The sequence below is a fragment of the Rhizobium sp. 05N430 genome, assembly GCF_056396985.1.
The window spans coordinates 202,830-229,415 of the sequence record NZ_JBFTMO010000005.1; the positions used below are offsets into that span (position 1 = coordinate 202,830).

The following is a 26,586-nucleotide window of genomic DNA, read 5'->3' on the forward strand; positions in this document are numbered from 1 at the left end:
TGCCGATCTCGCGAAATTTTGACCTGCCGTTAGGAGCCCCCATGTCCCTTTACGATCCCAAGACCACCGCACTTATCTCGATCGACCTGCAGGCCTTTATTACCAGCCGGCCGGTTGCTCCTCACAATGCTCAGCACGTCATTGAAAACACCGCGGCGATTGCCAGACAGCTGAAATCACAAGGCGGCACCGTCATACTCGTCACCGTCGGGTTCTCTGCGGACTATGCCGATGCCGTCAATCAGCCGGCCGACGAACCAGCGAGCTTCCCCAAAGGCGGACTGCCCGCCGCCGCACTCGAAGCGCCGCCGGAGATTGCGGCACTGACTGTCGATGCCCATGTCGTCAAGCGTCAATGGAGCGCGTTCTACGGCACCGATCTCGATCTTCAGCTTCGCCGCCGCGGCATCAGGACCGTCATCCTCGCGGGGATCGCAACCAATTTCGGCGTCGAATCGACCATTCGCGATGCCTATGCGCATAACTACGCGGTCATTGCCGCCGAAGACGCGATGGCGAGTTTCACCGCGGAGATGCACGGATTTGCGTGTGAGAAAATCTTGCCGCGGCTGTCGCGCGTCAGAAAGACCGCCGATATCCTCGCCAATCTCTAAGCAGAAGCGGCCCGCCTTTCGCGCGAAGCGTGATGAAAACATCGATTCACCAGAATTGTTTTTCACGGTAAATTCAACCGCAAATCACCTGTCAATTTCGGGACCCCGCATGACGCTCCGCCTCGCTTCGTCCAAGATTTTCGGCAAACTCGCCCTGGCGGGCACATTGAGCGCCGGCCTCATATCGGCTGAAGCCGATGCGCAGCAGAAACAACCGAGCCCGGGGAGTGCAAAAGCGATCTTCGGGTCGGTTTCGCTTCCCTCTCAGGGGCCGGCGCAGCCGATCGGTTTCTATGCCAAGGGCTGCATGTCGGGTGCCGTTGCGCTTCCGGCCGACGGCCCGACCTGGCAGGCCATGCGGCTGTCGCGCAACCGGCGCTGGGGCAATCCGGCAATGATTGCGCTTCTTGAGCGCCTCTCCCATGATGCGCAGCGGCAGGCCGGCTGGCCGGGCCTGCTTGTCGGCGATATCGCGCAGCCGCGCGGCGGGCCGATGTTCAATGGGCACGCCTCGCATCAGGTTGGTCTCGATGCCGATGTGTGGCTGACGCCGATGCCGTCCCGGCGGATGAATGCCGAGGAGCGTGAGAACCTGCCTTTCACGACGATGCTGCAGAAGGGCAAGTTCCTGACCGTCGATCCGAAGATCTGGACGCAGTCGCACGCCGAACTTCTGATGCTTGCCGCCAGCTACCCGCAGGTCGAGCGGATTTTCGTCAATCCCGCGATCAAGAAGAAGATGTGCGACACCTGGACCGGCGACCGCACCAATCTCGGCAAGCTGCGCCCGGAATATGGCCACGACTCGCATTTCCATATCCGTATCAAGTGCCCGCCGGGTGCCACCGCCTGCAAGCCGCAGGCGCCTGTTGCAGCCGGAGACGGCTGCGACAAGTCGCTCGCCTGGTGGTTTACCAAGGAACCGTGGGCAAAACCCGCACCGCGGAAGCCCGGCACACCGCCGCCGAAGCCGCCGCGCGAGGGCCAAGTTTCGGATCTACCTAAGGCCTGTGCGGCCGTGCTCGATACACCTTCCGTAGCCTCGGTGGCGGCAGCGACCTATGGTGGCCCTTCGGCGGCAAGCGCGCTGACGGCGACACCAGCTGCGGCGCCTGCCGTTTCGGATCAGGGTCTGCCGCCCACTGGTCCGGTTCCCGCCGACAAGCCGATGCAATGATCACAGCGCAGGCTTGTGTTTCAAATCGCACGCTTGGTATAGAAACGGCCAAATCGATTGAAACCCGTGATGGAGGTCCTTCTTGATGGCCGGCGGCAAATGCCTCGCATTGATTGCGCATGACCAGAAGAAAGACGACATGGCGGAATTTGCCCGCCGCAACCGCGACCTTCTCGCACAGTGGAAGATCGTCGCGACAGGCACGACTGGCGGCCGCGTTCTCGATGCCGTGCCCGATCTCGACGTGACGCGCCTGAAGAGCGGCCCGCTCGGCGGCGACCAGCAGATCGGCGCGCTGATCTCGACCGGCGAAATCGGCGCCTTGATCTTCTTCGTCGACCCGCTGACGCCGATGCCGCATGATGTCGATGTGAAGGCGCTGATGCGGCTGGCGATCGTCTATGACATTCCGATGGCGCTGAACGAAGCGACCGCCGACAAACTCATCCCGACCCTGAAAGCCTGAATGGAAGAGGCCCAATCCATGCTTGATGCCAGCGATGCCCATATGCCCTTTCCGATCCTGATCGGCGATATCGGCGGCACGAATGCGCGCTTCTCCATCCTCGCCGACGCCTCCGCCGAAGCGATCAATTTTCCGAATGTCCGGACGGCCGATTTCGAGACGATCGACGATGCCATCAAGGCTGGTGTTTTCGCCAAGACGGACCTACGTCCACGCTCGGCCATTCTCGCCGTTGCCGGACCGATCAACGGCGACGAGATCCCGCTCACCAACTGCGACTGGGTCGTGCGTCCGCATACGATGATCTCAGGCCTCGGCATCGAGGATGTTCTCGTCGTCAACGACTTCGAGGCGCAGGCGTTGGCGATTTCGGCGCTCGCGCCGGATGAACGTGAACAGATCGGCCCAGCCTCGGGCGACCTGATCGCTTCACGTGCCGTTCTCGGGCCGGGTACGGGTCTTGGCGTTGGCGGCCTGGTCCATGCGCGCGGCTCGTGGATCCCGGTTCCCGGCGAAGGCGGCCATGTCGATCTCGGTCCGCGCTCGGAGCGAGACCTGCAGATTTTCCCCTATATCGAACAGATCGAGGGGCGTGTTTCGGCAGAGCAGATTCTTTGCGGCCGCGGGATCGTGCATCTCTATCGCGCCATCTGCATTGCCGATGGTATCGAGCCGAAATACAGCGATCCGGCCGATGTGACGTCGCACGCGCTTGCGGCAACCGATCCCGTTGCTGCCGAAACCATTTCGCTGTTTGCGACCTATCTCGGTCGGCTGGCCGGCGATATCGCCATGCTTTTCATGGCGAAAGGCGGCGTCTATCTCTCCGGCGGCATTTCGCAGAAGATCCTGCCGGCGCTCCGCAAACCGGAATTCCGCGCCGCCTTCGAGGACAAAGCGCCGCACTCGCACTGGCTGCGCGACATCCCGACTTTCGTCGTCACGCACCCGCTGGCGGCACTCGCCGGCCTTTCCTTCTACGCCCGTGCGCCGGAGACCTTCGGCGTTTCGACGGATGGGCGGCGCTGGCGGAGCTAGCGCCAGTCTAGCCAAGCCGCTGGCAAATCTTTATAGAGCCCCGCGAGTGCGCGGGCTTGCCACGCACACGATCTGAAACGGGAAGCGCAATTTTTGGAATCGCCCGCAAACAAGAGCGTGAATAGCGATACGGTCGCAAGCGTACTGAAGCGCATCATCGCCGAGAACGGCCGTGAGCACGTCATGGGCTACGTCTTCGCGATCGTCTGCCTGATCATCGTCGCGCTCTCGACGGCCTATACCGCCTGGATCATGCGCGCGATCATCGACGAGGCTTTTGCCAACAGGCGGGCCGACATCGTGTGGGTCATCTGTCTGTCAATCTTCATCGCCTTCGTGGCGCGTGGTTTCGCCAGTTATGGCCAGGCGGTGGCGTTGTCGAAGGTTGGCAATAATATCGTCGCGCGTTACCAGCGGCGGATCTATGCGCATCTGATGACGCTGTCGGTCGGCTACTACAACGACACGCGCTCGGCGCAGATCGCCGCCCAGGTCAGCCAGAATGTCAGCGGTATCCGCGATGTAATGAACCTGACAATCACCTCGACGGCACGCGACCTGCTCTCCTTCGTCTCGCTGGTCGCGGTCATGGTTTATCAGGATCCGATCCTGAGCGTCATCATTTTCGTAATGGCGCCGCCGCTGCTTCTAGGACTTCGCTATCTTTCCAAACGCCTTCGGGATGTCACAAAAGAATCGATCCACCTGAACAGCCGTGCTTTCGGGGCAATGCAGGAATCGATCCAGGGCATCGCGATCGTCAAGGCGTTCACCATGGAACGCGAGCTTGAGAAACGGGTCAATCAGATCATCGGGGTCGCCGAGCAGCGCGCCAACAAGATCGCCCGCCTCTCCGAACGCAATGCGCCGATGACCGAGAGCTTTGCGGGTCTGGCCGTGGCCGGTGTCCTGGCCTACGCCGCTTACCGCTCGATCTATTACAACGTCCCGCCTGGCGCGTTCTTCTCGTTTATCACCGCGTTGCTGCTTGCCTACGATCCGCTGCGCCGCCTTGCCAAGCTTCAGGTGCAGATGGAGCGCGCCGCCGTCAACGCGCGGATGATCTATGAACTGCTCGACATGGAGCCGCGGCAGCGCGATCTGCCGGATGCGAAGCCGCTGACGGCGACAGAGGCCCGCATCGAATTCCGCAATGTTTCCTTTGCCTATGGCAACGACCCGGTGCTGAGCGATGTGAGCTTTGTCGCAGAAGGCGGCAAGACCACGGCTCTTGTGGGGCCATCGGGTGCCGGCAAATCGACTATCATCAATCTGATCCCGCGCTTCTACGATCCGAAAAGCGGTGAGATCATCGTCGATGGGCAGGACATCGCCCATGTGACGAAGCAGTCGCTGCGTGAGCAGCTCGCTTATGTCTCGCAGCAGCCTTACCTGTTCGAGGGTTCGATCCGCGACAATATCCGTTATGGCCGTCCGGATGCGACGGATGCGGAGATCGAGGAAGCAGCCCGCCTCGCTTATGCCCACGACTTCATCATGGCCCAGCCCGACGGCTACGACACAGCGGTCGGCGAGAATGGCGTGACGCTTTCCGGTGGTCAGCGGCAGCGCCTTTCGATCGCCCGTGCGCTGGTGCGCAATGCGCCGATCCTGCTTCTCGACGAGGCGACTTCAGCGCTCGATACGGAATCGGAAGCTGCCGTGCAGAAGGCGCTCGATGAAGCGATGACCGGACGAACCGTCGTCGTCATCGCACACCGGCTATCGACCGTGGTGCGCGCCGACAAGATCGTTGTCATGCAGCAGGGCCGCGTCGTCGAGGAAGGCAATCACGAGACGCTTGCGAAGCTCGAAGACGGACTTTACGCTCGCCTCAACAATCTCCAGAGGCCGGCGGCCTCGAATTCCATCTGATACGGGAATACGACTGATATGAGCGACGCTGCTATGAAACTGGTTGTGGTTGGAGCAGCAGGGCGCATGGGCCAGACGCTGATCCGGCTGATCGATTCCATCGACGGCGTGACGTTGCATGCGGCCATCGAACGCGCCGGCTCGCCCTTCGTCGGGCGCGACGCGGGCGAACTTGCCGGACTTGGGCCAAACGGCGTGATCATCGGCGATGATCCGCTTTCCGCCTTCCTGCATGCCGAGGGCGTACTCGATTTCACCTCGCCGACCGCGAGCGTCGAATTTGCCGGATTGGCCGCGCAGGCGCGCATCGTCCATGTCGTCGGTACGACCGGATGCTCGGATGCCGATGATGCAAAGATCCAGGCGGCCGGGCGCCATGCGCGCATCGTCAAGTCGGGCAATATGAGCCTCGGCGTCAATCTTCTCAGCGTTTTCATCGAACAGGCAGCGCGGGCACTTTCGCCAGAAGACTGGGATATCGAAGTTCTCGAAATGCACCACAAGCGCAAGGTCGATGCGCCCTCAGGCACCGCGCTGTTGCTCGGGGAAGCCGCTGCAAAGGGCCGCGCTGTCGACCTGAAGACCCAGTCTGTCCGCGTTCGTGACGGCCATACCGGCGCCCGCGAAGCGGGTACGATCGGTTTCGCGACGTTGCGCGGCGGGTCCGTGATCGGCGAACATTCGGTTCTATTTGCCGGCGAAGGCGAGATCGTCTCAATGTCACATAGCGCAGCGGACCGTTCGATCTTCGGACGCGGCGCCATCAAGGCGGCGCTCTGGGCGCGCGACAAGAAGCCGGGTTTCTATTCCATGCTCGATGTTCTCGGGCTCTCTTCACAATAATCCCTACGGAGGCAGACTTTTATGAGCGGCACACTCGTTCTCGTTCGGCATGGCCAGAGCGACTGGAACCTGAAGAACCTCTTCACCGGCTGGAAGGATCCCGACCTGACCGAGCTCGGCATTCAGGAAGCCACGACCGGTGGCCAGGCGCTGGCAGACTACGGCATCAAGTTCGACGTCGCCTACACGTCTGCGCTGACCCGCGCGCAGCACACGCTGAAGCTCATCCTCGACAAGGTTGGCCAGCCCGGCCTGCAGACGATCAAGGATCAGGCTCTCAACGAACGTGACTACGGCGATCTTTCCGGCCTCAACAAGGACGATGCCCGGGCCAAGTGGGGCGAGGAGCAGGTTCATATCTGGCGCCGCTCCTACGACGTCCCCCCTCCCGGCGGCGAAAGCCTGCGCGACACCGGCGCCCGCGTCTGGCCTTACTACCTGACGGAAATCCTGCCGCGCGTTCTGCGTGGCGAGAAGGTTCTCGTTGCGGCTCACGGCAACTCGCTGCGTTCGCTGGTCATGGTGCTCGACCACCTGACCCGCGAGCAGGTTCTGGACCTCAATCTCGCGACCGGCGTTCCGATGGTCTACAAGCTGAAGGCCGATTCCACCGTCGCTTCCAAGGAAGTGCTGGGCGACATGTCTGCCGCACACTGAGCCGGATTCATATCGATCAGAAAAGCCGGGCCAAGCGCCCGGCTTTTTTAGTTTTCGATTGTGAACTGTACCCTGTCGGCAGCGAAGCGGGTGATGGAATATTGCACGGGAACGCCGTCGAGATCGGTATTCATCGCCTTGGTGATCAGCAGGATCGCGCCCGGTGTGAGCTCAAGATCGGCGATATCCCCGGCGTCGGCATGCGCGGCGGTGATCTCCGTCGTTGCGCGCACATAGTCCTGCAAGCCAAGCAGCGCGAAGGCCTTGGTGATCGATTCCGTCTTGCGATAGGTTTCTGCGATATCGCCGAAGCGCGTGGCCGGAAACCAGCTCGTCGCCCGTGACACCGGGCGCTTGTCCGCCTCCCTTGTTGTCTCCAGCCTGATGACCGCGTCGCCCGCGCGCATCTTCAGCCAGCGGGCGACCTCCGCATCAGCGGGTTCTGCGGCAGCCGCCAGCAGGAAACCGCGCGTTTCTCTCGCCTGGCCGCTGATACCCGCCGTGAAACGGGTGCGCTTGCTGATCGGGAAGTTCAGCCGCTCCCGGCGCTCGATCAGCGTGCCGCGGCCCTGCACGGCGCGGACGATCCCTTCCTGCGCCAGCGCGGCAAGGGCACTTCGAACCGTATGCCGGTTGACGCCGAACTGCTCGGCGAGCATCGTTTCCGGTGGCACCATGCCCGTTTCATCATAGGCACCGCGGGTGATTGCCTCGCGGATTCGATCCGCTATCTGACGCCATAGCGCCACCCCCGTCTGCCTTTGCACCTGCTTCAGCCCAGCCATTTCACCCCTGCCGTGTCACACGCTTGTCACGTCCCCGATTTAAGCGTAACCATATCTTGTATGGTTGTCTATATCAATAGACATTTCGAAGGATGTGGCGATGAGAGCAGCAGAGAAAATCGAGGCAGCCGACAGCAGGAAAAGAGTGGTCGATCTCCTCGCCCGCTCCGACCTTGCCGAATTAAATGACGCCTGGGAGGCGCTTGCGGACAAACCGGAAGTGCAGGCGGTGCGCGGCCCCGAAACCGGGCTGGTGATGGTTCGCGGCCGTATTGGCGGCGGTGGATCGCCCTTCAATCTTGGCGAAGTGACGGTCACCCGTGCAACGATCCGGCTGGCAAGCGGGACCGTCGGCCACGGCCAGTCGCTCGGCACCGATCGGAAGAAGGCACGGCTTGCCGCTATCTTCGATGCTCTCTGGCAGGAAGAGGCAAGCAGGGCTTTCGTCGAGGAAAAGCTGCTTCAGCCGATCGCCCGCCACATTGCCGCCGCAGCGCAGCAGAAGGCCGACGAGACGGCCGCAACCCGCGTCGATTTCTTCACCATGGTGCGGGGAGAAGACTGATGGAACTCAAGACCGATACTTTGACCGGCGGCTTTGCCGAGCCGGTTTTCCAGGCCCAGAGCGTCTTCAAGGCGATGATGGATGCTATGGCCCGCCCCGGCTCTATCCAGACGCTGGCGCCCGATGCTGCGCCGCCGGCCCCGCTTGGCGTCGCGGCCGGTGCAATTGCATTGACGCTCTGCGATCACGACACGCCCGTCTGGCTTTCGCCTGCGCTCAACAAATCTGCGGTGCCGGGCTGGCTGAGCTTTCATACCGGTGCGACCGTCACGACCGAGAAGGCCGAAGCGCGCTTCGCCTTCGTCGACAGCGGCATGGCAGTTTCGTCTTTCGGCCTCTTTGCACCGGGCACGCAGGAATATCCCGACCGCTCGACAACGGTTGTTATCGAGATCGCTTCGCTCGAGGGCGGCAAGACGCTGGCGCTGATGGGACCGGGGATCAAGACCGTGACGGAAATCGCGCCTTCGGGATTGCCGGAGACGTTCATCCGCCTCTGGAACGAGAACCGCACCCTCTTCCCGAGGGGCATCGACATCGTTCTGACGGCGGGCAGCAGTTTCCTCTGCCTGCCGCGCACCACCAAAATTACCGCAACGGAGATGTGAGCCATGTATGTTGCAGTCAAAGGTGGCGAAGCCGCCATCGCCAATGCTCACCGCCTGCTCGCCGACCGGCGCCGCGGCGACCGCTCGCTTCCGGCCATCGGCATAGAGCAGATCGTTGCCCAGCTGGCTCTCGCGGTCGATCGCGTCATGGCCGAGGCCTCGCTCTACGATCGGACGCTGGCGGCTCTCGCCGTACGCCAGTCGCGCGGCGACATGATCGAGGCGATCTTCCTGCTGCGCGCCTACCGTACGACGCTGCCGCGCTTCGGTTATTCACAGCCGCTCGACACCAGCCGCATGACAATCGAACGCCGCATCTCGGCAACCTACAAGGACCTCCCGGGCGGCCAGCTGCTCGGCCCGACCTTCGACTATACGCACCGCCTGCTTGACCCGTCGCTCCTGACCGACGAAGCCGTCGAAGAGCCTGCTCAGCGCCAGGCCGAAAGCGGCCGCGTCATCCGCGTCTCCGAAATCCTAGGACAGGAAGGTCTGATCGAGGGTGACGGGGATATGCCCGAGGATCACGAGATCGGCGACCTGACGCGCGAGCCGATGGAATTCCCGATGAGCCGGGATCTGCGGCTGCAGGCGCTGGCCCGTGGCGACGAGGGCTTCCTCTTGGCCCTCGGCTATTCGACCCAGCGCGGCTACGGACGCAACCATCCCTTCACCGGTGAAATCCGCATCGGCGAGGCGGAAGTCGAATTCGATGTTCCCGAACTCGGCTTTGCCGTCTCGCTCGGCACCATCCAGGTGACTGAGTGCCAGATGGTCAACCAGTTCAAGGGCTCGGCCAAGGCGCCGCCGCAGTTTACCCGCGGCTACGGCCTGGTCTTCGGCCAGAGCGAGCGCAAGGCGATGTCGATGTCGCTGGTCGATCGTGCGCTGCGCGCCGGTGAACTCGGCGAAGACGTCACGGCACCGGCACAGGACGAGGAATTCGTCATCTCGCATGCCGACAACGTGCAATCGACCGGCTTCGTCGAGCATCTGAAACTGCCGCATTACGTCGACTTCCAGGCCGAACTCGATCTCGTGCGCCGTATGCGCCGCGACTTCGAGGCAAGCCGGCGCAACGGCGAAGCAATGAAGGAAGCAGCCGAATGACCGATCTCGCCACCTACAACTTCGCCTATCTCGACGAGCAGACGAAGCGGATGATCCGCCGCGCGATCCTGAAGGCGATCGCCATCCCCGGCTATCAGGTGCCCTTCGCCAGCCGCGAAATGCCGATGCCCTATGGCTGGGGCACCGGCGGCGTGCAGGTCACCGCCTCGATCATCGGCCCCGACGATGTACTCAAGGTCATCGACCAGGGCGCCGACGACACGACCAATGCCGTCTCGATCCGCGCCTTCTTCCAGAAGGTCGCCAATGTGGCGGTCACCACGCATACCAAGGATGCGACGATCATCCAGACGCGTCACCGCATTCCGGAAGAGAAGCTCGGCGTCAATCAGGTGCTGGTTTACCAGGTGCCGATCCCGGAGCCTCTGCGTTTCCTCGAACCGCGCGAGACCGAGACCCGCAAGATGCATGCGCTTGAGGAATACGGCCTCATGCATGTGAAACTCTACGAGGACATCGCCCATAACGGCCGGATCTCGAAGACCTACGCCTATCCGGTGAAGGTTGCCGGGCGCTATGTCATGGACCCGTCGCCGACCCCGAAGTTCGATAATCCGAAAATGCACATGTCCGATGCGCTGCAGCTCTTCGGCGCCGGTCGCGAAAAGCGCATCTACGCCGTGCCGCCCTATACCGACGTCGTCAGCCTCGACTTCGAGGACTATCCCTTCGAGATCCAGCGCTTCGGCAAACCCTGCGCGCTCTGCGGTGCAGAGGAAGTCTATCTCGACGAGGTCATCCTCGACGATAAGGGCGGGCGGATGTTCGTCTGCTCCGATACCGACCATTGCGAAGACCGCCGCGAGCACGGCCATGCCGGCGAAATGCTTGCGCCCAAGGAGGCTGCGGAATGACCGACACACCGCTTCTCAAAGTCAACGACGTCTCTAAATTCTACGGCAATCGCATCGGCTGCCGGAACGTGTCCTTCGATCTCTGGCCCGGTGAAGTGCTTGCCATCGTCGGCGAATCCGGTTCGGGCAAGACGACGCTGCTCAACTGCATCTCGACCCGCCTGATGCCGACCACCGGCAGCGTTGAGTATCACATGCGCGACGGCAGCTACCGTGATCTCTACCGCATGAACGAGGCCGAGCGCCGCTTCCTGATGCGCACCGACTGGGGCTTCGTGCACCAGAACCCGGCTGACGGCCTACGCATGACGGTCTCGGCCGGCGCCAATGTCGGCGAACGGCTGATGGCGATCGGCGACAGGCACTACGGCAAGATCCGCTCGACGGCCATCGACTGGCTGGAGCGCGTCGAGATCAATGCCGAGCGCATCGACGACCAACCGCGCGCCTTCTCGGGCGGGATGCGTCAGCGCCTGCAGATTGCCCGCAATCTGGTGACTGGCCCTCGCCTCGTCTTCATGGACGAGCCGACCGGCGGCCTCGACGTCTCGGTGCAGGCCCGCCTGCTCGATCTCGTCCGCGGTCTCGTCAACGATCTCGGGCTTGCGGCGATCGTCGTCACCCACGATCTCGCGGTCGCGCGCCTGCTGTCTCACCGGATGATGGTGATGAAGGACGGCAATGTCATCGAGCATGGTCTCACCGACCGCGTGCTCGACGATCCGCGCGAGCCCTATACCCAGCTTCTCGTTTCCTCCATCCTGCAGGTGTGACCATGGCAACGCCACTCGTCGTTTCGGAAGTCGCAAAGAGCTTCACCATGCATCTGCGCGACGGCATCAAGCTGCCCGTCGTCTCGGATGTCTCCTTCTCGGTTGCCGCAGGCGAATGCGTCGTGCTCGGCGGCCCCTCGGGCATCGGCAAGAGCTCGCTCCTGAAGATGATCTACGGCAACTATGCCGTCGATACCGGCCAGATCCTGGTCAATCACCAGGGCAAGGTCGTCGATCTCGCCTCGGCCGATCCGCGCACGATCATCGAGGTGCGCAAGCAATCGCTTGGCTATGTCAGCCAGTTTCTGCGCACCGTGCCGCGCGTTGCAGCCCTCGACGTCGTTGCCGAGCCGCTGCTTGCCCGCGGCGTAGCGGCGAGCGAGGCGCGCGAGCGGGCTGCCGTCCTGCTGACCAAGCTCAACCTGCCCGAGGCACTCTGGCAGTTGCCGCCCGCGACTTTCTCGGGCGGCGAGCAACAGCGCGTCAACATCGCCCGCGGCTTCATCACCGATCATACCATCCTGCTTCTCGACGAGCCGACGGCATCGCTTGACGCCACCAACCGCGCTGTCGTCGTCGGCATGATCGCCGACAAGAAGAAGGCCGGCGTTGCCCTGCTTGGCATCTTCCACGACGAAGAAGTGCGCGAAGCCGCCGCCGACCGCATTCTCGACGTCCAGAAATTCTCTCCCAGAAAGGCCATTGCGGCATGACCCGGCAGATCGGCGAAAAGCCCTATATCCACGAGACGGCATCGGTCAGTGACACCACGCTTGGCCGCTATACCGAGGTTTCGGAACGGTGCCGGATCAGCGAGGTCGAGTTCGGCGACTATTCCTACATCATGCAGGACGGCTCGATCTGGTGCGCGACGATCGGCAAGTTCGTCAATATCGCCGCCGCGGTGCGCATCAACGCCACCAACCATCCGACCTGGCGCGCAACGTTACACCACTTCACCTACCGCGCCACCGACTACTGGCCGGATGCGGATATGGAAACCGATTTCTTCGAGTGGCGCCGGTCCAATCGCGTCACCATCGGCCATGACGTGTGGATCGGCCATGGTGCGACGATCCTTCCCGGCGTGACGGTCGGCAACGGCGCCGTGATCGGCGCGGGTGCCGTCGTCTCCAAGGATGTCGTCCCCTATACTATCGTCGGCGGCGTGCCGGCAAAGCTCATCCGCGAGCGGTTTGGCAAGGGTGTCGGCGAGCGCATGGACAAGCTTGCCTGGTGGGATTGGGAGCATTCGAAGCTGCGTTCGGCGCTCGACGATTTCCGCGCGCTTTCGGCAGAAGATTTCCTTAGCCGGCATGGCGCGTGAAGCGCCATCGCCTGGGCCGTTTGTGACAGTCATTACATAAAACTGACATTGGAGGTTCATCAAGCGGGACTAATGCACTGCGAGACGAAGGTCCTGGATTGCAAGGAAGAGCATGATGTTCGAGCTGAAGAATGTCACCCGCCGTTTTGGCAAAAAGCTGGCAGTGGATTCCGTCACGCTCGATATTCCGCAAGGACAGATGGTCGGCATTATCGGCCGTTCGGGCGCCGGCAAGTCCACTCTTCTTCGCATGATCAACCGCCTGCAGGAGCCGACCTCCGGCTCCATCCGTTTCGGCGGTGTGGAAGTCTCGTCGCTTCGTGGCGAGGCGCTTCGCAACTGGCAGCGCGACTGCGCGATGATCTTCCAGCAGTTCAATCTGGTGCCGCGTCTCGATGTGCTGACGAATGTGATGCTCGGCCGCCTGAACCATCGTCCGACGATGCTCTCGCTGCTCAGCATCTTCAGCCGCGAAGAGCGCATCCATGCGATTGCCGCTCTGGAACGCCTTGGTATCGAGCAGACGGCGCTGCAGCTTGCGGGCACGCTTTCGGGTGGCCAGCAGCAGCGCGTGGCGATTGCCCGCGCGCTGATGCAGAAGCCGAAGATGGTTCTCGCCGATGAGCCGATCGCCTCGCTCGACCCGCTGAACGCCAAGATCGTCATGGACGCGCTACGCGACATCAACGAGCGCGAAGGCATCACCGTCATCACCAACCTGCACACGCTCGACACCGCCCGCAGCTATTGCGAACGGATCGTCGGCATGGCCGGCGGCCGCGTGGTCTTCGACGGCAAGCCCGGTGACCTCGATGCGTCTGCTGTCAAGGAAATCTACGGCACCGACAAGGACGGCGCCGGTATCGACGAAACTATGACGTCGACATCGATCAACATTTCGGCGGCAGCTGCCGCCCATCAATCCGCCGGCCTGCAACCGCTGGCGCTGGCCGGTCTCTGAGCGAGACGGCTGCGATCGAGAGCCCGCGTCAAGGGCACAGTTCTTCGTATCAAGAGAGACCACCGGGGACACCGGTCAATCAGGAGAGTACCATGTTGAAGAAAGCACTCTTTGCCGCGACGGCGCTTTTCGCGCTTTCCGGCGTTTCGCATGCTGCAGACCTCAAGGAATTCCGCGTCGGCATTCTCGGTGGCGAAAACGAAACCGACCGCCTGCGTAACTACGCCTGCCTCGCCGACCACCTGAAGACCGAGTTCGGCTTCGAAAAGGTTTCGCTGTTCCCGGCCGCCGACTATGACGGCGTTATCCAGGGCCTGCTCGGCGGTACGCTCGACTTCGCAGAACTCGGCGCTTCCGGCTATGCAGCTGTCTACCTGAAGGACGCAAAGGCCGTTACCCCGATCCTGACGACGCAGCAGAAGGACGGCTCGACCGGCTACTACTCGATCGGTCTCGCCCTGAAGTCCTCCGGCATCAAGACGATCGCCGACGCCAAGGGCAAGAAGCTCGGCTACGCCGATCCGGACTCCACCTCGGGCTATCTCGTTCCGCTGACGCAGATCCCGAAGGACACGGGCATGCCGAACGACCAGTTCTTCGCCTCCACGCAGTTCAACGGCGGCCACGAGAACAACCTTCTCGCCGCCTATGACGGCAAGGTCGATGTTGCTGTCGACGACTCCTCGGGCCTCGGCGATTTCAAGGACGGCTACACCTCGGGCACTTTCCGCAAGGAAGTCGACAAGGGTGCTGTCGACCCGAACAAGCTGGTTGAAGTCTGGCGCTCGCCGCTGATCCCGAACGGCCCGCTCGTCGTTCGCAACGAGCTCGGCGAAGAGTGGCAGAAGAAGCTGGCTGCCTTCTTCACGGCTCTGCCGGAGAAGGACCACAAGTGCTTCACCGCCATCGAAGGCGGCGACTACAAGGGCTACGCGCCTGTCACGCACGAATTCTACAACGCCGTTGTAGACGTTCGTAAGGCTGCCATCGGCGGCTGATCGACCGGCATTCATTGGGGGCGGCCGTCACTGGCCGCCCTTTTTCCTGCGAAGAAGCGGACACGCCATGACCCTTGCCGATTCCCGGATCCACGCGCACGAAACCCAGCAGAGCAGCCGAGAGATTGGCGATGCCTGGGGCCGCATGGTGGCGCGCCGCCGCCTCTATACCGGCATCGGCCTGATCCTGCTTCTGATCGCCTTCGTCAGCTCGGTGCGCTTCGCCGACGAAAGCAACGCCGGTCACTTCTTCGACCGCCTTCCGCATCTCTTCGACTTCCTGAGCTGGCTGATCCCGAAGGACTGGCACGACGTCTGGCGCGCGCTGTTCGATTTGGCGAGCCCGAACGACAAGGGCGGCGAGGAGTTCAACTTCGCCAAGGGCCGGGTCTATGTTTTCGGCGACTATTACATTCCTGAATATTTCGAGCTGATGATCATCACGATCAACGTCGCGCTCGTTTCGACGATCATCGGCTTCATCTTCGCGGTGCCGCTGAGCTTCTTTGCCGCCCGCAATCTGACCAGGAACTGGCCGCTGCGGGTGTTTTCGAAGCGGGTGATGGAATTCCTGCGCGCCTTTCCGGAGATCGTCATCGCCGGCCTGTTTTCCGCGATCCTGTCGATCGGTCCGGTGGCCGCGATTATTGCCGTGTCGCTGCACACGATCGGCGCGCTCGGCAAGCTGTTCTACGAAGTCGTCGAGAATATCGACATGAAACCGGATGAAGGCATGAAGGCCGTCGGCGCCAACTGGCTGGAGCGCGTCCGTTTCGCCGCCATGCCGCAGGTCATGCCGAACTTCGCCTCCTATGCGCTGCTGCGCCTTGAGATCAACGTGCGCGCCTCGACCATCATCGGCGCAGTCGGCGGCGGCGGTATCGGCGAGGAGCTGAAGCTTTCCATCTCCCGCGGCTTCGGCGCCAAGACGGTGGCTCTCGTGCTGTTACTCTTCGTAACGATCGTTGCCGTCGATCAGTTCTCCGCATGGCTACGCCGCCGTCTTGTCGGCGAGCATGCTTTCCTTTTGCAACATTGAGGCCCGCCATGACGGTGATCGACGCAAACCGGATGCACGAGATCGAGGCGCGCTATCCCGAATATTTCCACCGCTCGTTCCGCCAGCGGTTCGGTGCCCTGCTGATCGTAATCGCAACGCTGCTCTATGGTCTCTATGCCGTCTGGTTCTTCGACCTGCCGAAACTGCTGGCGGAAGCCCATTGGGAGCGCGTCGGCATCTACATGAGCCAATGGGTGAGCTATGACGTACAGCCCGAATTCCGCATTCAAGAGGACGGCTCGATCGAGACGCGCTACCCGCGCTTCTCGCCGCTCGGCGACGATCCGCATCCTGATTGGGTGAAGAACGAACCCGGCAGCGTCACGGTTTTCGTCAGCGGCACGAACCGCACGGTCGTGGTCACCAAGGCGATGACGACAGTCAACGCCCATGGCATCAGCGTTCCCGTCGATCTCTCATCCGGCGCCCCGAAGGTCGTCGGCGAAGTGCCGCCGTGGATGACCGTCTATGACGACAACGTGCTTGCCGATCTCGGCTTTGCCGGTGACGTCAGCATCGCCTCCGACCGCGTGAAGGTACGCAAGCGCTTCCTCGGCTGGGCGAATTTCGTCTTCGACACGCATTCGCCCTTCTTCGACAAGCCGGCCGGCGAAGTTCTGAGCCTGATCGTTTCGGGCCCGCGTCTCGACCCCAGCCAGTCGAACATCTCGCTTGCCTTCGACAATATCTGGAACAACTCGGCCTGGCAGCACGGCGACGTCTGGACCAAGCTTTTCCAGACCATCGTCATGGCCTTCCTCGGCACGCTGCTCGGCTCGCTCGTGGCGTTCCCGCTGGCTTTCCTGGCGGCGCGCAACATCACGCCGAACCGCTTGCTGAACCAGATGCTGAAGCGCTTCTTCGACTTCCTGCGCTCGGTCGACATGCTGATCTGGGCGCTGTTCCTAACGCGTGCTTTCGGCCCCGGGCCGCTTGCCGGTTCCGGCGCCATCTTCCTGACGGAGACGGGAACGCTGGGAAAGCTCTATTCGGAAGGCCTCGAGAATATCGACAACAAGCCGCGCGAAGGCATCAAATCGACGGGTGCCTCGACCATGCTCGTACATCGCTACGGAATCATCCCGCAGATCGTCCCCGTCATCGTCAGCCAGACGCTCTACCAGTGGGAGTCGAATGTCCGCGGCGCGACGATCATCGGCGCCGTCGGTGCCGGCGGCATCGGCCTGAAGCTTTGGGAAGCCATGCGTACGAACTCCAACTGGGAGAACGTCGCTTATATGGTCATCCTGATCCTGATCGTCGTCTTCCTGTTTGACATGGCTTCGAATGCGCTTCGCCACCGGCTGATGGGCAGCAAGACTCATTAAAAAGATGATGGCGCCCCGGCGTCATCATCATTCTGTCACGGAAATCTTTTAGCCGGGAACCAGCTTGCAGTCCGCAGTCAAATCACTGACATTGCGACCCCTGTTTCTGACGCTTTCCCGGGACAAGACCTTTGCGATACGCTCTCTATTTCACGCCGCCGCAGGATGATTTCCTGACGCGGGCGGCTGCCGAATGGCTCGGCCGCGATGCGTTTTCCGGCGAAACTTACCCGGCTCCCGAAGAGGCGGGGCTTCCTGCCGAAGAGCAGCTGGCACTGACCGCAGATCCGCGCCGTTACGGCTTCCACGCGACGATCAAGGCGCCATTCGCGCTTGCCTCCTCGGTGACCGAGAGCGACCTGATGGCCGTGGTCGAGGATTTCGCGGCCCGCACTCCAGCCTTCGAAATTCCCGAACTGGTGCTCGGCCAGCTTGGCCGGTTCTTCGCACTCGTGCCCGGTTCGCTGCATCCGCCGCTTCAGGATTTTGCCGCAAGCGTGGTAAAGTCCTTCGAGCCGCTGCGTGCCGCCCTGTCCGAGGCCGATATTGCCAGGCGCAAGCCGGAGAAGCTGACGGAAAGCCAGAGAGCCAATCTGATGCGCTGGGGCTATCCCTATGTCATGGACGATTTCGGCTTCCACATGACATTGACCGGCCAGGTTCCCGACGAGCGCTCGGCGCTGATGAAATCGATCCTGGAGCGGCGTTTTGGCGCTTTCACCGGCCGCCCGCTTCCCATTTCCGGCATCGCCGTCTTCACCGAGGAGACACGCGGCGCCGATTTCAAGGTTCATAGCCTTTTGCCGCTTACCGGCACCAAACGCTGAAAGACGATGCAATGACAAAAGAGACCGTGCTTTCCAACGCCCGCATCATTCTCGAGGATGACATCCTTCACGGCTCGCTGCTGATCCGCGATGGGAAGATCGCCGACATTTCCGAGGGCAACTCGGCCCATGGCGAGGATTTCGAGGGCGACTACCTGCTTCCCGGTCTCGTCGAACTGCATACCGACCATCTGGAAGGCCATTACTCGCCACGCCCCGGCCTGCGCTGGCACAAGACGGCAGCGATCCAGGCGCACGATGCGCAGATCGTCACCTCCGGCATCACCACCGTCTTCGACTGCTTGCGCATGGGCGCGGACGAGGATGGCGGCTTCGATCGCGGCGAGATGCGCGACATGGCAGACGCCATCCAGAAGGCCGAACAGGAAGGCCGCCTGCGGGCCGAGCATCTGCTGCATCTGCGCTGCGAGGTTTCGGCCGACAACGTCATGGAGCATTTCGCCGACTTCGAGAACGATCCCTATGTCCGGCTCGTCTCGCTGATGGACCACGCGCCCGGTCAGCGGCAATTCCAGACCATGGACCAGTACATCTTCTATTATCAGAAGAAGCGCGGCATCTCCGACGAGGTGTTCGCCAAGTTCATCGAGAAGCGGCTTGCCGAATCTGCCCGCAACTCGACGCCGCACCGCATCGCCATTTCCAAGATCTGCAAGGAACGCGGCATCACGATCGCCAGCCACGACGACGCGACGCTCGATCATGTGGACGAGGCGATCGAGAACGGTGTCCGCCTTGCCGAGTTCCCAACCAGCTTCGACGCCGCCAAGGCATCCCATGAACACGGCATGAGCGTCCTGATGGGTGCGCCGAACATCGTGCGCGGCAAGTCGCATTCCGGCAATATCGCCGCCCGCGATCTCGCCGAGCGCGGCGTTCTGGATGTGCTGTCTTCGGACTACGTTCCGCTCAGCATGCTCTATGCGCCCTTCATCATCGCCGATGAGGTTGAATCCATTTCGCTGCCGAAGGCGATCGCCATGGTCACCTCGACGCCGGCCCGCACCGTCAGCCTCGACGACCGCGGCCGGATCGCCACCGGGCTGCGCGCCGATCTGGTGCGCGTCTTCCGTGACGAAGGCGTGCCGGTCACCCGTTCTGTCTGGCGCGAAGGACGCCGTGTCGCATGATCCCGTCGCACGAACCCCACGCAGTTCCCGGCAGCGAACGCGGCATCATGGTCGTCGTTGTCGGCCCGAGCGGCGCCGGCAAGGATACGCTGATCGCCGTCGCCGCCGAGCATTTCGGCAGCCGTCCCGACGTCCATTTTGTCCGCCGCGTCATCACCCGTGATGGCGATGCCGGCGGCGAGGACCATCTCTCGGTATCGGATGCCGGCTTTGCCTCGATGGAGCAATCCGGCAGCTTCGCCGTCTGGTGGGAAGCGCATGGCCTGAAATACGGCATTCCGGCCGAGGTGTCCGTGGCGCTCGGCAAGGGACACCTGGTCATCGCCAACGGATCACGCTCAGCCTTGCACCACTTCCAGGCCGCCTTCCCGCGTCTCAAGGTGATCAACGTCACGGCCCGGCCTGAAGTGCTCGCAGGCCGCCTCGAAGCCCGCGGCCGCGAAACCCATGAAGACATCATGGCCCGTCTCGCCCGCGGCTCGCTGACGGTTCGCGGCGACTACGACGTCACCGATCTCGACAATAGCGGGACGCTGGCCGAGGCCGAACGCAAGATCGTCGATACGCTGAACGGCTTCCTCGCGGAAGTAGGCTGATCGAAGGAGATCCCATGGCCATCGTCGTCCTACCCTACGATGACAGTTGGCCGGATCTCTTTGCGCAGGTGAGCGCCGAACTCGCGCCGGTGTTCGCCGGGTTGGCGCCGGTGTTCCACCATGTCGGCAGCACATCCGTTCCCGGATTGGCGGCAAAGCCGAAGATCGATCTGCATGCGGCCTTTGCTGATCTGGAAACCGTTACCACGGCCGTCGAGCGGATGCAGGCGGTGCCCGGTTACACTTATCACGGCGACAAATACGGCGATCAGAGCTGGACCTTCACCAGCGGCCGCGGCTCCTATGGGGCGCGGCTATATCTTTGCACGTTGGAGAGCCACGTCCTGCGCGACCGCATCCTGTTTCGCGATTATCTTATGACACACCCCGAAAGGGCAGCCGCCTATGCCGCGCTGAAGCTGCGGCTGATGGGCGAGGCAAAGGACGACTGGGCTTATTATACCGGCGGAAAGACGGAGTTTGTTCGCGAGACGGTGCGCCTAGCTGAATTGCAGCGCCGTTAAACCGGCGCTGCAATCGCATACCTACTCGCCCTCGCCTCGCGCCGAGACGATTTCACGCTTGCCGACATGGTTTGCCGGGCCGACGAGGCCTTCCTTTTCCATGCGTTCCACCAGCGATGCGGCGCGATTGTAGCCGATGCCTAGGCGGCGCTGGATGTAGGAAGTCGAGCACTTCTTGTCGCGCAGCACAACCTTGACCGCCTGCTGATAGAGCTCGTCGCCATCCTCGGCGCCCATGGCGCTCTTGTCGAAGACGGCGCTGTCTTCGGCTTCCTCTTCTTCCTCGTCGCCCGCCGTGACCGTATCCAGATATTCTGGACGGCCCTGCGTCTTCAGGTGTGCAACGACCTTTTCGACTTCGAGATCGGAGACGAAGGGACCGTGGACGCGGGCGATGCGGCCGCCGCCCTGCATGTGCAGCATGTCGCCCTGGCCGAGCAGCTGCTCCGCACCCTGCTCGCCGAGGATCGTACGGCTGTCGATCTTCGACGTCACCTGGAAGGAGATGCGGGTCGGGAAGTTCGCCTTGATCGTGCCGGTGATGACGTCGACAGACGGACGCTGCGTCGCCATGATCAGGTGGATGCCTGCGGCACGGGCCATCTGCGCCAGACGCTGGATCGCGCCTTCGATATCCTTGCCGGCGACCATCATCAGGTCGGCCATCTCGTCGACGATGACGACGATGTAAGGCATCGGCGTCAGGTCGAGTTCCTGCTGTTCCTCGATCGGCGCGCCAGTGCCCTTGTCGAAGCCGACGGGGACCATAATGTGGATGGTCTCGTCCTTTTCGCGGGCCTGCGCCACGCGGCCATTATAGCCGTCGATATTGCGGACACCAAGACGCGACATCTTGCGATAGCGCTCTTCCATCTCGCGGACCGCCCATTTCAGCGCCATCACGGCCTTCTTGGGATCGGTGACGACGGGGGTCAGCAGGTGCGGAATGCCATCATAGACGGACAGCTCCAGCATCTTCGGATCGACCATGATCAGGCGGCACTGCTCCGGCGACATGCGGTAGAGCAGCGACAGAATCATCGTGTTGATGGCAACGGACTTGCCTGAACCGGTGGTGCCGGCAACGAGCAGATGCGGCATCTTCGCGAGCTCGGCGATGACAGGCTCGCCGCCGATCGTCTTGCCGAGGCCGAGCGCCAGCTTGTAGCCGCTCTTGGCAAAATCCTGGCTCTCGATCATCTCGCGGAAATAGACGGTTTCGCGCGTTTGGTTCGGCAGTTCGATACCGATGACGTTGCGCCCAGGCACCACGGCAACGCGCGCCGAGAGAGCCGACATCGAGCGGGCGATATCGTCGGCAAGGCCGATCACCCGCGACGACTTCACGCCGGGCGCCGGTTCGAATTCGTAGAGGGTGACGACCGGACCGGGACGGACATGGATGATCTCGCCTTTGACGCCGAAATCTTCGAGCACGCTTTCCAAGAGGCCGGCGTTCTGCTCGAGCGCTTCCTGGGTCATGATTTCGCCCAGCCGCTCGGGCGGCTGCTGCAGCAACTCGTTCGGCGGGAATTCGTAGCCGGATGCATCGACCTTCGCGGCAGCAGGCTTTGCAGCAGCCAGACGCGGCGCCGGCATCGTCACCGGGGCGACGGCGGGTGTGCGGACCGGGATCGGTGCGATCGGCTGCGCGCGGGCTTCTACCGCTGCCGGCTGTGGCACGGGTGCTGCCGCTTGAACCGGCTTTGCCTGGGGCGGGGCGGCCACGGGGGCTGGCGCAGCGGGCGCCGGTGCCGCGATCGGCGCCGGTGCGATTGCAGGTGCCGCTTCCATGCGCCGGTGCGGGTGCCATTCCATGACGCGGAAATTGGCGATGATCGACTCGGCGGATACTTCTACCTTCGGCATCGGAACCGGGTGGAACTGCGGCGCGGCAGGTGCAGCGCCCTCTTCGAAGGCCATGACCTCCCAGAAGGCGAAGTCCGAAATCGAGGCAAGCTCACCGGCGGCATGATAAGGCCCTGCCGCCACAGGCGCTTCCGGCAAAGACGGAACGTGAACGGGTGCAGCGGGCTGGACCGGTGTGCGGACGATGGGCAGCAGCGGTGGCCTGACGACAGGCTGTGCCGTCACGCGGGTCACCGGCGGGACCGGGACGCGGACGGCTGGCGCGAGCTGCGGGGCATGCGCGTCGAAGGGGACATCGACGACGATCGGCGTACGGCTTTCCACGGCCTGAGCCGCTTCGGCGACGACGACCTCTACAGGCTCATCCAGCTGCGGGATTTCGGGTGGGGTGCGGCGCAGCAGGTTCTCCGGCGTACGGGTGAACCGGACATTCGGCGCCAGCGAAAAATTGCTCTGCCAGATTGGCGGCGCCGGGCGCTCACCTGTGCCGTCTTCATCCTGATGCACGTCAACTTCCGCAGAAATCTCCGCGGCATCCGTCAAGTTCGTTCTGGGAAAACGCATGCGACCTGCTGCTCACTCAAATTACCGACCTGAACGGATTAGAAAAGGAAGGTTAATAAGTTCCTTCCTTCCGCGTTAAAATGCCACGCGCATTTTGCCGTAAATCAAACGGAATCAAAGACTTGGATCTTTAAGAAAAATCTTTGCAAATATCGGACGAAGCGCTCAGTGCGCTTCGTCCCAGTTGCTAGCCGCGCGCGCATCAACCTTGAGCGGAACGCGCATTTCCAGCGCCGGCATGGTGGCGTTCTCCATGACAGAGACGATGGTCGGCATGGCCTTCTCGACGTCGGCGTCCTCTACTTCGAAGATCAGTTCGTCGTGCACCTGCAGCAACATGCGCACACGATCGGCCAGACCGGCCTCGGCAAGCGCCGGTTCCATCTTGATCATCGCGCGGCGAATGACATCGGCAGCCGAGCCCTGGATCGGCGCGTTGATCGCAGCGCGCTCGTTGAAGGCGCGCACCGACGGATTGGACGAGCGGATTTCCGGATAGTTGATTCGCCGGCCGAAGATGGTTTCGACATAGCCCTTGTCGCGGGCCATCTGCTTGCGGCTGTCCATGTAATCGCGGATGCCGGGGAAGCGCTCGAAATACTTCTTGATGTAGTCGCCCGCCTCGGAACGCTCGATCGACAACTGATTGGCGAGGCCGAAGGCCGAGATGCCGTAGATGATGCCGAAATTGATCGCCTTGGCGCGGCGGCGGACATCGCTCGGCATGCCCTCGACAGGAACGCCGAACATCTCGGAGGCGGTCATGGCATGAATATCGACGCCGTCGGCGAATGCCTGGGTCAGCTGCGGGATATCGGCGACATGCGCCAGCACGCGCAGTTCGATCTGGCTGTAGTCGGCCGAGATCAGCTTGTGTCCCGGCGTCGAGATGAAGGCCGTGCGGATCTTGCGGCCTTCGGCAGTGCGGACCGGAATGTTCTGAAGGTTCGGCTCCGACGACGAAAGTCGGCCGGTCGTGGTGGAGGCCAGCGAATAGGACGTATGAACCCGCTTGGTCTGCGGATGCACGTATCCCGGAAGCGCGTCGGTATAGGTGGACTTCAGCTTGGTCAGCTGGCGCCAGTCGACGATCTTGCGCGGCAGCTCGAAGCCGGCCGCGGCCAAGTCTTCGAGAACGCTTGCCGATGTCGACCACTGGCCGGTCTTGGTCTTCGTGCCGCCTTCGAGGCCCATCTTGCCGAACAGGATATCGCCCAGCTGCTTCGGCGAACCGATGTTGAAGCGCTCGCCCGCCAGCGTGTAGACTTCATCCTCGAGGCGTGCAGCGCCCTGCGCCAGCTCGCCCGAGAGGCGCGAGAGAATCTGACGGTCGACGGTGATGCCGCGCTCTTCCATATGGGCGAGAACGGGCAGGAGAGGACGCTCCAGACGCTCGTAGATCGTCGTCAGCTTGGCGGCGGCGAGCCGCGGCTTCAGAACCATCCAGAGGCGCAGAGTGACATCCGCATCTTCGGCGGCGTAGTGCGTTGCCCTGGTGATATCGACGAGATCGAAGGTGACGTTCGACTTGCCGCTTCCGGCGACGTCCTTGTAGGCGATCGGCTTGTGGCCGAGGAACTTCTCAGACAGCGGATCCATGCCGTGGGCCCCGGTGCCGGCGTCAAGGACGTAGGAAATCAGCATCGTGTCGTCGAAGTTCTTCGTCTCGACGCCGTAGCGCTTCATCAGCAGGTAATCGTATTTGAGGTTCTGAGCCACCTTCAGAACCGATTCGTCCTCCAGCAGCGCCTTCAGCCGCGGCAGCGCATCGCGCATCGGGATCTGGTGTTCAGCCAACCCGCCACCGAGCAGATCGCCGACGCCGGTCTTGTGTCCGATCGGCACATAGGCGGCACGAATCGACACGCCTGTCGGATCCTTGGCGTTGTTGGCAATCGCTAGCGAGAAGCCGACGAGCTCGGCCTGCATCGCATCAAGCGACGTCGTTTCGGTATCGAAGGCGACAAGGCCGGTATCGCGTGCAGCGGCGATCCACTGATCGAGCGTCGCGACATCACGGATCGTCACATAAGCCGAATGGTCGAACGGCAAGGCAGCGAAGGCTTCGGCGCGCTGCTTGGCAAGATCGGCAGCAACGAAGGCACCCTCGACCGCAGCGGCCCTGGCTTTCTCCGGCACCGGAACGGAGGCGCCGGCTACATCCGGAATACCGCCGGCAACCGGGGCGGGCTCAGCCACATCGAGATCCGGGCCGTGCGCTGCGGCGCCCCATTCGACGGCCACTTCGGCAGGCTCGATGGCATTGGCATCGCAATCGCAGGCTTCGGCGACGCGGCGCGTCAGCGTCGTGAACTGCATGGTCTTAAGGAAGCCGATGAGCTTCGGACCGTTCTGCGGCTCCAGCACCAGATCCTCGACCTTAAGCTCCAGCGGAACGTCGAGACGCAGCCGCACGAGCTCTCTCGAAAGACGCGCCTTATCGGCGTTTTCCATGATCGTCTGGCGGCGTTTTTCCTGCTTGATCTCGTGGGCGCGCTCCAGAAGCGTATCGAGATCGCCATATTCGGCCAGCAGCTGCGCCGCAGTCTTCGGGCCGATGCCGGGAATGCCTGGGACGTTGTCGACCGAATCGCCGGTCATCGCCTGCAGGTCGATCATCTTTTCCGGCGGCACGCCCCATTTCTCGATGACGTCAGGGATGCCGATCTGCTTGTCCTTCATGCTGTCATACATATGGACATTCGGCGTCACCAGCTGCATCAAGTCCTTGTCCGAAGAGACGATGGTGACGTCGGCGCCGGTGGCTTCGGCCTGGCGGGCATAGGTGGCGATGATGTCGTCAGCCTCGAAACCTTCGGTCTCGATGCAGGGCAGATTGAAGGCGCGGGTTGCCTGGCGGATCAAGCCGAATTGCGGGATCAGCTCCTCAGGCGGCGCCGAGCGGTTCGCCTTGTAGGCGTCGTAGAGATCCTTGCGGAAGGTCTTCGAGGAATAGTCGAAGATGACGGCCAGATGCGTCGGCGTCACCCCCACCGAGGTGTCGCGCGCGTCGGTCAGGAGCTTCCACAACATGTTGCAGAAGCCGGAGACGGCGCCAACCGGCAAACCGTCGGATTTGCGGGTCAGCGGCGGCAGCGCGTGGAATGCGCGAAAGATGAAGCCGGAGCCGTCTACGAGGAAGAGATGATCGCCTTTTTTCATGGCAGCATGGATAGCGTGGAGGCATCGCGAAATCCATATAAAGTTCTGTGGCATCCGGGATTCACCCCTTCACCGAACTGTTACCAATTTGTAATCGGCGGCTTATTCGCGTTCCCTTGAAAAACCACATTCCAGATCACAAATCAAAGTCACCGGCGTTTGATCGCGCCGCGGGTCTGATACCCGGCTTGTCCCCCGCCGCATCAGACTTGGACAAAGGCCTCATTCCCCTCTCCGGGCCTTTGTCCCCATTTTTGAGCCGCCATGGTCAACCTCCAGACCATGGCGGCTTTGTTTTCTGCATCAATGGATAAATCTGAAGCAAAAAGGCATCTTTTGATCCATCGCATGCGATTTGTTGCATTGTTTCAGCCGCGCTTTTGGGCCTAACTACAATCATGGGATTTAATCGCATGGATTCGGGAGCCTACCTTGCCAGCCAGCTGGCGAAGGGTTTCGCCCGCTCGCTGCAGCAGCGCGCGGGGCGTCTCGGCTTTTCTCCCGGCCAGTTTCCAATCCTGCTGGAACTGTGGGCCGAGGATGGCCTGACGCAGAAAAAGCTTCTTGAGCGGGTCGATATCGAGCAGGCAACGATGGCCAATACCCTGTCGCGCATGGTTCGCGACGGGCTGATCGAGCGGCGTCCGCATCCTTCCGACAAGCGGGCCCAGCTGATATTCCTGACGCCCAAAGCGCAGGCGATGCGGGACGAGGCGGTCGATACGGCCCGCGAAGCGGATCTGGCGCTGTTCGACGGCTTCAAGACCTTCGAGCGCGAACTGATGCTGGAATATATCCGCCGGCTTCTGGAGAACGCCAAGAAGATCTGAGCA

Annotated in this window: 26 protein-coding genes; 23 read left to right on the forward strand and 3 right to left on the reverse strand. The window is 62.3% G+C overall.

What is annotated here, in order from left to right:
* The first annotated feature begins 41 nt into the window (after positions 1–41).
* From AC1DJO_RS13750 to AC1DJO_RS13780, 7 genes are all read left to right on the forward strand, one after another.
* Complete coding sequence (locus AC1DJO_RS13750) at positions 42–614, forward strand: hydrolase (RefSeq protein WP_477971116.1); 573 nt, start codon at positions 42–44, stop codon at positions 612–614.
* Positions 615–723: 109 nt separating this feature from the next.
* Positions 724–1,791, forward strand: coding sequence for a penicillin-insensitive murein endopeptidase (gene mepA, locus AC1DJO_RS13755; protein ID WP_477971118.1), 1,068 nt, complete (start codon positions 724–726; stop codon positions 1,789–1,791).
* A gap of 85 nt (positions 1,792–1,876) precedes the next feature.
* Positions 1,877–2,257: a methylglyoxal synthase gene (locus tag AC1DJO_RS13760; protein WP_112514252.1), complete on the forward strand. Its 381-nt coding sequence runs from the start codon at positions 1,877–1,879 to the stop codon at positions 2,255–2,257.
* A gap of 18 nt (positions 2,258–2,275) precedes the next feature.
* The gene (locus AC1DJO_RS13765) at positions 2,276–3,295 is read left to right on the forward strand and encodes a glucokinase (protein WP_477971120.1); all 1,020 of its coding nucleotides are present in this window, start codon (positions 2,276–2,278) and stop codon (positions 3,293–3,295) included.
* Positions 3,296–3,388: 93 nt separating this feature from the next.
* On the forward strand, positions 3,389–5,170 hold the full coding sequence (locus AC1DJO_RS13770; protein ID WP_112385064.1) for an ABC transporter ATP-binding protein: 1,782 nt from the start codon (positions 3,389–3,391) through the stop codon (positions 5,168–5,170).
* A gap of 18 nt (positions 5,171–5,188) precedes the next feature.
* Positions 5,189–6,013: a 4-hydroxy-tetrahydrodipicolinate reductase gene (dapB, locus tag AC1DJO_RS13775; RefSeq protein ID WP_477971122.1), complete on the forward strand. Its 825-nt coding sequence runs from the start codon at positions 5,189–5,191 to the stop codon at positions 6,011–6,013.
* A gap of 21 nt (positions 6,014–6,034) precedes the next feature.
* A complete protein-coding gene (locus AC1DJO_RS13780; protein WP_112385062.1) occupies positions 6,035–6,670 on the forward strand; it encodes a 2,3-bisphosphoglycerate-dependent phosphoglycerate mutase in 636 nt (211 codons plus the stop codon).
* A 47-nt stretch (positions 6,671–6,717) separates the two neighbouring features.
* Here AC1DJO_RS13780 and phnF read toward each other — a convergent pair whose 3' ends face one another.
* The gene (gene phnF / locus AC1DJO_RS13785; RefSeq protein ID WP_477971124.1) at positions 6,718–7,455 is read right to left on the reverse strand and encodes a phosphonate metabolism transcriptional regulator PhnF; all 738 of its coding nucleotides are present in this window, start codon (positions 7,453–7,455) and stop codon (positions 6,718–6,720) included.
* 100 nt (positions 7,456–7,555) lie between these two features.
* On the opposite strand from phnF, the gene phnG reads away from it, so the two are divergent.
* The 15 genes from phnG to AC1DJO_RS13860 all read left to right on the forward strand — a co-directional run bounded on the left by phnG (position 7,556) and on the right by AC1DJO_RS13860 (position 20,158).
* Positions 7,556–8,020 (forward strand): phosphonate C-P lyase system protein PhnG, encoded by a 465-nt coding sequence (gene phnG / locus AC1DJO_RS13790; protein WP_112514258.1) that lies wholly within the window; start codon positions 7,556–7,558, stop codon positions 8,018–8,020.
* The gene (gene phnH, locus AC1DJO_RS13795; protein WP_477971127.1) at positions 8,020–8,628 is read left to right on the forward strand and encodes a phosphonate C-P lyase system protein PhnH; all 609 of its coding nucleotides are present in this window, start codon (positions 8,020–8,022) and stop codon (positions 8,626–8,628) included. Before phnG ends, phnH begins: the two co-directional genes overlap by 1 nt.
* A 3-nt stretch (positions 8,629–8,631) precedes the next feature.
* Positions 8,632–9,738 carry a carbon-phosphorus lyase complex subunit gene (locus tag AC1DJO_RS13800; RefSeq protein WP_477971129.1) on the forward strand — a complete coding sequence of 369 codons (1,107 nt, stop codon included), beginning with the start codon at positions 8,632–8,634 and terminating at the stop codon, positions 9,736–9,738.
* Positions 9,735–10,613 carry an alpha-D-ribose 1-methylphosphonate 5-phosphate C-P-lyase PhnJ gene (locus tag AC1DJO_RS13805; protein WP_477971131.1) on the forward strand — a complete coding sequence of 293 codons (879 nt, stop codon included), beginning with the start codon at positions 9,735–9,737 and terminating at the stop codon, positions 10,611–10,613. The genes AC1DJO_RS13800 and AC1DJO_RS13805 overlap by 4 nt, the downstream gene beginning before the upstream one ends.
* The gene (phnK, locus tag AC1DJO_RS13810) at positions 10,610–11,386 is read left to right on the forward strand and encodes a phosphonate C-P lyase system protein PhnK (RefSeq protein WP_112385056.1); all 777 of its coding nucleotides are present in this window, start codon (positions 10,610–10,612) and stop codon (positions 11,384–11,386) included. The genes AC1DJO_RS13805 and phnK overlap by 4 nt, the downstream gene beginning before the upstream one ends.
* Before the next feature lie 2 nt (positions 11,387–11,388).
* Positions 11,389–12,099 carry a phosphonate C-P lyase system protein PhnL gene (gene phnL, locus AC1DJO_RS13815; protein ID WP_477971133.1) on the forward strand — a complete coding sequence of 237 codons (711 nt, stop codon included), beginning with the start codon at positions 11,389–11,391 and terminating at the stop codon, positions 12,097–12,099.
* Positions 12,096–12,713, forward strand: coding sequence for a DapH/DapD/GlmU-related protein (locus AC1DJO_RS13820; protein ID WP_112539945.1), 618 nt, complete (start codon positions 12,096–12,098; stop codon positions 12,711–12,713). The genes phnL and AC1DJO_RS13820 overlap by 4 nt, the downstream gene beginning before the upstream one ends.
* 115 nt (positions 12,714–12,828) lie before the next feature.
* Positions 12,829–13,674: a phosphonate ABC transporter ATP-binding protein gene (phnC, locus tag AC1DJO_RS13825; protein ID WP_477971135.1), complete on the forward strand. Its 846-nt coding sequence runs from the start codon at positions 12,829–12,831 to the stop codon at positions 13,672–13,674.
* Positions 13,675–13,766: 92 nt separating this feature from the next.
* The gene (gene phnD / locus AC1DJO_RS13830) at positions 13,767–14,672 is read left to right on the forward strand and encodes a phosphonate ABC transporter substrate-binding protein (RefSeq protein WP_112385052.1); all 906 of its coding nucleotides are present in this window, start codon (positions 13,767–13,769) and stop codon (positions 14,670–14,672) included.
* A gap of 67 nt (positions 14,673–14,739) precedes the next feature.
* Positions 14,740–15,711, forward strand: coding sequence for a phosphonate ABC transporter, permease protein PhnE (gene phnE, locus AC1DJO_RS13835; protein ID WP_310293606.1), 972 nt, complete (start codon positions 14,740–14,742; stop codon positions 15,709–15,711).
* Between the two features lie 8 nt (positions 15,712–15,719).
* Positions 15,720–17,060: a phosphonate ABC transporter, permease protein PhnE gene (phnE, locus tag AC1DJO_RS13840; protein ID WP_477971138.1), complete on the forward strand. Its 1,341-nt coding sequence runs from the start codon at positions 15,720–15,722 to the stop codon at positions 17,058–17,060.
* A gap of 131 nt (positions 17,061–17,191) precedes the next feature.
* A complete protein-coding gene (locus AC1DJO_RS13845) occupies positions 17,192–17,887 on the forward strand; it encodes a DUF1045 domain-containing protein (RefSeq protein ID WP_477971140.1) in 696 nt (231 codons plus the stop codon).
* A gap of 11 nt (positions 17,888–17,898) precedes the next feature.
* Complete coding sequence (locus AC1DJO_RS13850) at positions 17,899–19,038, forward strand: alpha-D-ribose 1-methylphosphonate 5-triphosphate diphosphatase (protein WP_477971142.1); 1,140 nt, start codon at positions 17,899–17,901, stop codon at positions 19,036–19,038.
* Positions 19,035–19,634 carry a phosphonate metabolism protein/1,5-bisphosphokinase (PRPP-forming) PhnN gene (phnN, locus tag AC1DJO_RS13855; protein ID WP_477971144.1) on the forward strand — a complete coding sequence of 200 codons (600 nt, stop codon included), beginning with the start codon at positions 19,035–19,037 and terminating at the stop codon, positions 19,632–19,634. The genes AC1DJO_RS13850 and phnN overlap by 4 nt, the downstream gene beginning before the upstream one ends.
* Before the next feature lie 14 nt (positions 19,635–19,648).
* Entirely contained in the window at positions 19,649–20,158 is a 510-nt protein-coding gene (locus AC1DJO_RS13860) for a GrpB family protein (RefSeq protein WP_477971146.1), read from the forward strand.
* Positions 20,159–20,179: 21 nt separating this feature from the next.
* On the opposite strand, the gene AC1DJO_RS13865 is transcribed toward AC1DJO_RS13860, so the two are convergent.
* Positions 20,180–22,591: a DNA translocase FtsK gene (locus AC1DJO_RS13865; protein ID WP_477971148.1), complete on the reverse strand. Its 2,412-nt coding sequence runs from the start codon at positions 22,589–22,591 to the stop codon at positions 20,180–20,182.
* 165 nt (positions 22,592–22,756) lie between these two features.
* Positions 22,757–25,753: a DNA polymerase I gene (gene polA, locus AC1DJO_RS13870; protein WP_477971150.1), complete on the reverse strand. Its 2,997-nt coding sequence runs from the start codon at positions 25,751–25,753 to the stop codon at positions 22,757–22,759.
* 413 nt (positions 25,754–26,166) lie between these two features.
* Between polA and AC1DJO_RS13875 the strand changes: the two genes are divergently transcribed.
* Positions 26,167–26,583, forward strand: a complete 417-nt coding sequence (locus AC1DJO_RS13875; RefSeq protein ID WP_112385043.1) for a MarR family winged helix-turn-helix transcriptional regulator — start codon at positions 26,167–26,169, stop codon at positions 26,581–26,583.
* Positions 26,584–26,586 lie beyond the last annotated feature (3 nt).

Bases quoted from the DNA above. Each gene is read 5' to 3' on its own strand.
- AC1DJO_RS13800 (WP_477971129.1), top strand. From the start codon at position 8,632: ATGTATGTTGCAGTCAAAGGTGGCGAAGCCGCCATCGCCAATGCTCAC.
- AC1DJO_RS13850 (WP_477971142.1), top strand. From the start codon at position 17,899: ATGACAAAAGAGACCGTGCTTTCCAACGCCCGCATCATTCTCGAGGAT.
- AC1DJO_RS13865 (WP_477971148.1), bottom strand. From the start codon at position 22,591: ATGCGTTTTCCCAGAACGAACTTGACGGATGCCGCGGAGATTTCTGCG.
- phnF (WP_477971124.1), bottom strand. From the start codon at position 7,455: ATGGCTGGGCTGAAGCAGGTGCAAAGGCAGACGGGGGTGGCGCTATGG.
- AC1DJO_RS13750 (WP_477971116.1), top strand. From the start codon at position 42: ATGTCCCTTTACGATCCCAAGACCACCGCACTTATCTCGATCGACCTG.
- phnL (WP_477971133.1), top strand. From the start codon at position 11,389: ATGGCAACGCCACTCGTCGTTTCGGAAGTCGCAAAGAGCTTCACCATG.
- phnH (WP_477971127.1), top strand. From the start codon at position 8,020: ATGGAACTCAAGACCGATACTTTGACCGGCGGCTTTGCCGAGCCGGTT.
- AC1DJO_RS13760 (WP_112514252.1), top strand. From the start codon at position 1,877: ATGGCCGGCGGCAAATGCCTCGCATTGATTGCGCATGACCAGAAGAAA.
- phnK (WP_112385056.1), top strand. From the start codon at position 10,610: ATGACCGACACACCGCTTCTCAAAGTCAACGACGTCTCTAAATTCTAC.
- phnN (WP_477971144.1), top strand. From the start codon at position 19,035: ATGATCCCGTCGCACGAACCCCACGCAGTTCCCGGCAGCGAACGCGGC.
- AC1DJO_RS13820 (WP_112539945.1), top strand. From the start codon at position 12,096: ATGACCCGGCAGATCGGCGAAAAGCCCTATATCCACGAGACGGCATCG.
- phnE (WP_477971138.1), top strand. From the start codon at position 15,720: ATGACGGTGATCGACGCAAACCGGATGCACGAGATCGAGGCGCGCTAT.
- AC1DJO_RS13765 (WP_477971120.1), top strand. From the start codon at position 2,276: ATGCTTGATGCCAGCGATGCCCATATGCCCTTTCCGATCCTGATCGGC.
- phnE (WP_310293606.1), top strand. From the start codon at position 14,740: ATGACCCTTGCCGATTCCCGGATCCACGCGCACGAAACCCAGCAGAGC.
- dapB (WP_477971122.1), top strand. From the start codon at position 5,189: ATGAGCGACGCTGCTATGAAACTGGTTGTGGTTGGAGCAGCAGGGCGC.
- AC1DJO_RS13805 (WP_477971131.1), top strand. From the start codon at position 9,735: ATGACCGATCTCGCCACCTACAACTTCGCCTATCTCGACGAGCAGACG.
- AC1DJO_RS13780 (WP_112385062.1), top strand. From the start codon at position 6,035: ATGAGCGGCACACTCGTTCTCGTTCGGCATGGCCAGAGCGACTGGAAC.
- phnC (WP_477971135.1), top strand. From the start codon at position 12,829: ATGTTCGAGCTGAAGAATGTCACCCGCCGTTTTGGCAAAAAGCTGGCA.
- phnD (WP_112385052.1), top strand. From the start codon at position 13,767: ATGTTGAAGAAAGCACTCTTTGCCGCGACGGCGCTTTTCGCGCTTTCC.
- AC1DJO_RS13860 (WP_477971146.1), top strand. From the start codon at position 19,649: ATGGCCATCGTCGTCCTACCCTACGATGACAGTTGGCCGGATCTCTTT.
- polA (WP_477971150.1), bottom strand. From the start codon at position 25,753: ATGAAAAAAGGCGATCATCTCTTCCTCGTAGACGGCTCCGGCTTCATC.
- phnG (WP_112514258.1), top strand. From the start codon at position 7,556: ATGAGAGCAGCAGAGAAAATCGAGGCAGCCGACAGCAGGAAAAGAGTG.
- AC1DJO_RS13875 (WP_112385043.1), top strand. From the start codon at position 26,167: ATGGATTCGGGAGCCTACCTTGCCAGCCAGCTGGCGAAGGGTTTCGCC.
- mepA (WP_477971118.1), top strand. From the start codon at position 724: ATGACGCTCCGCCTCGCTTCGTCCAAGATTTTCGGCAAACTCGCCCTG.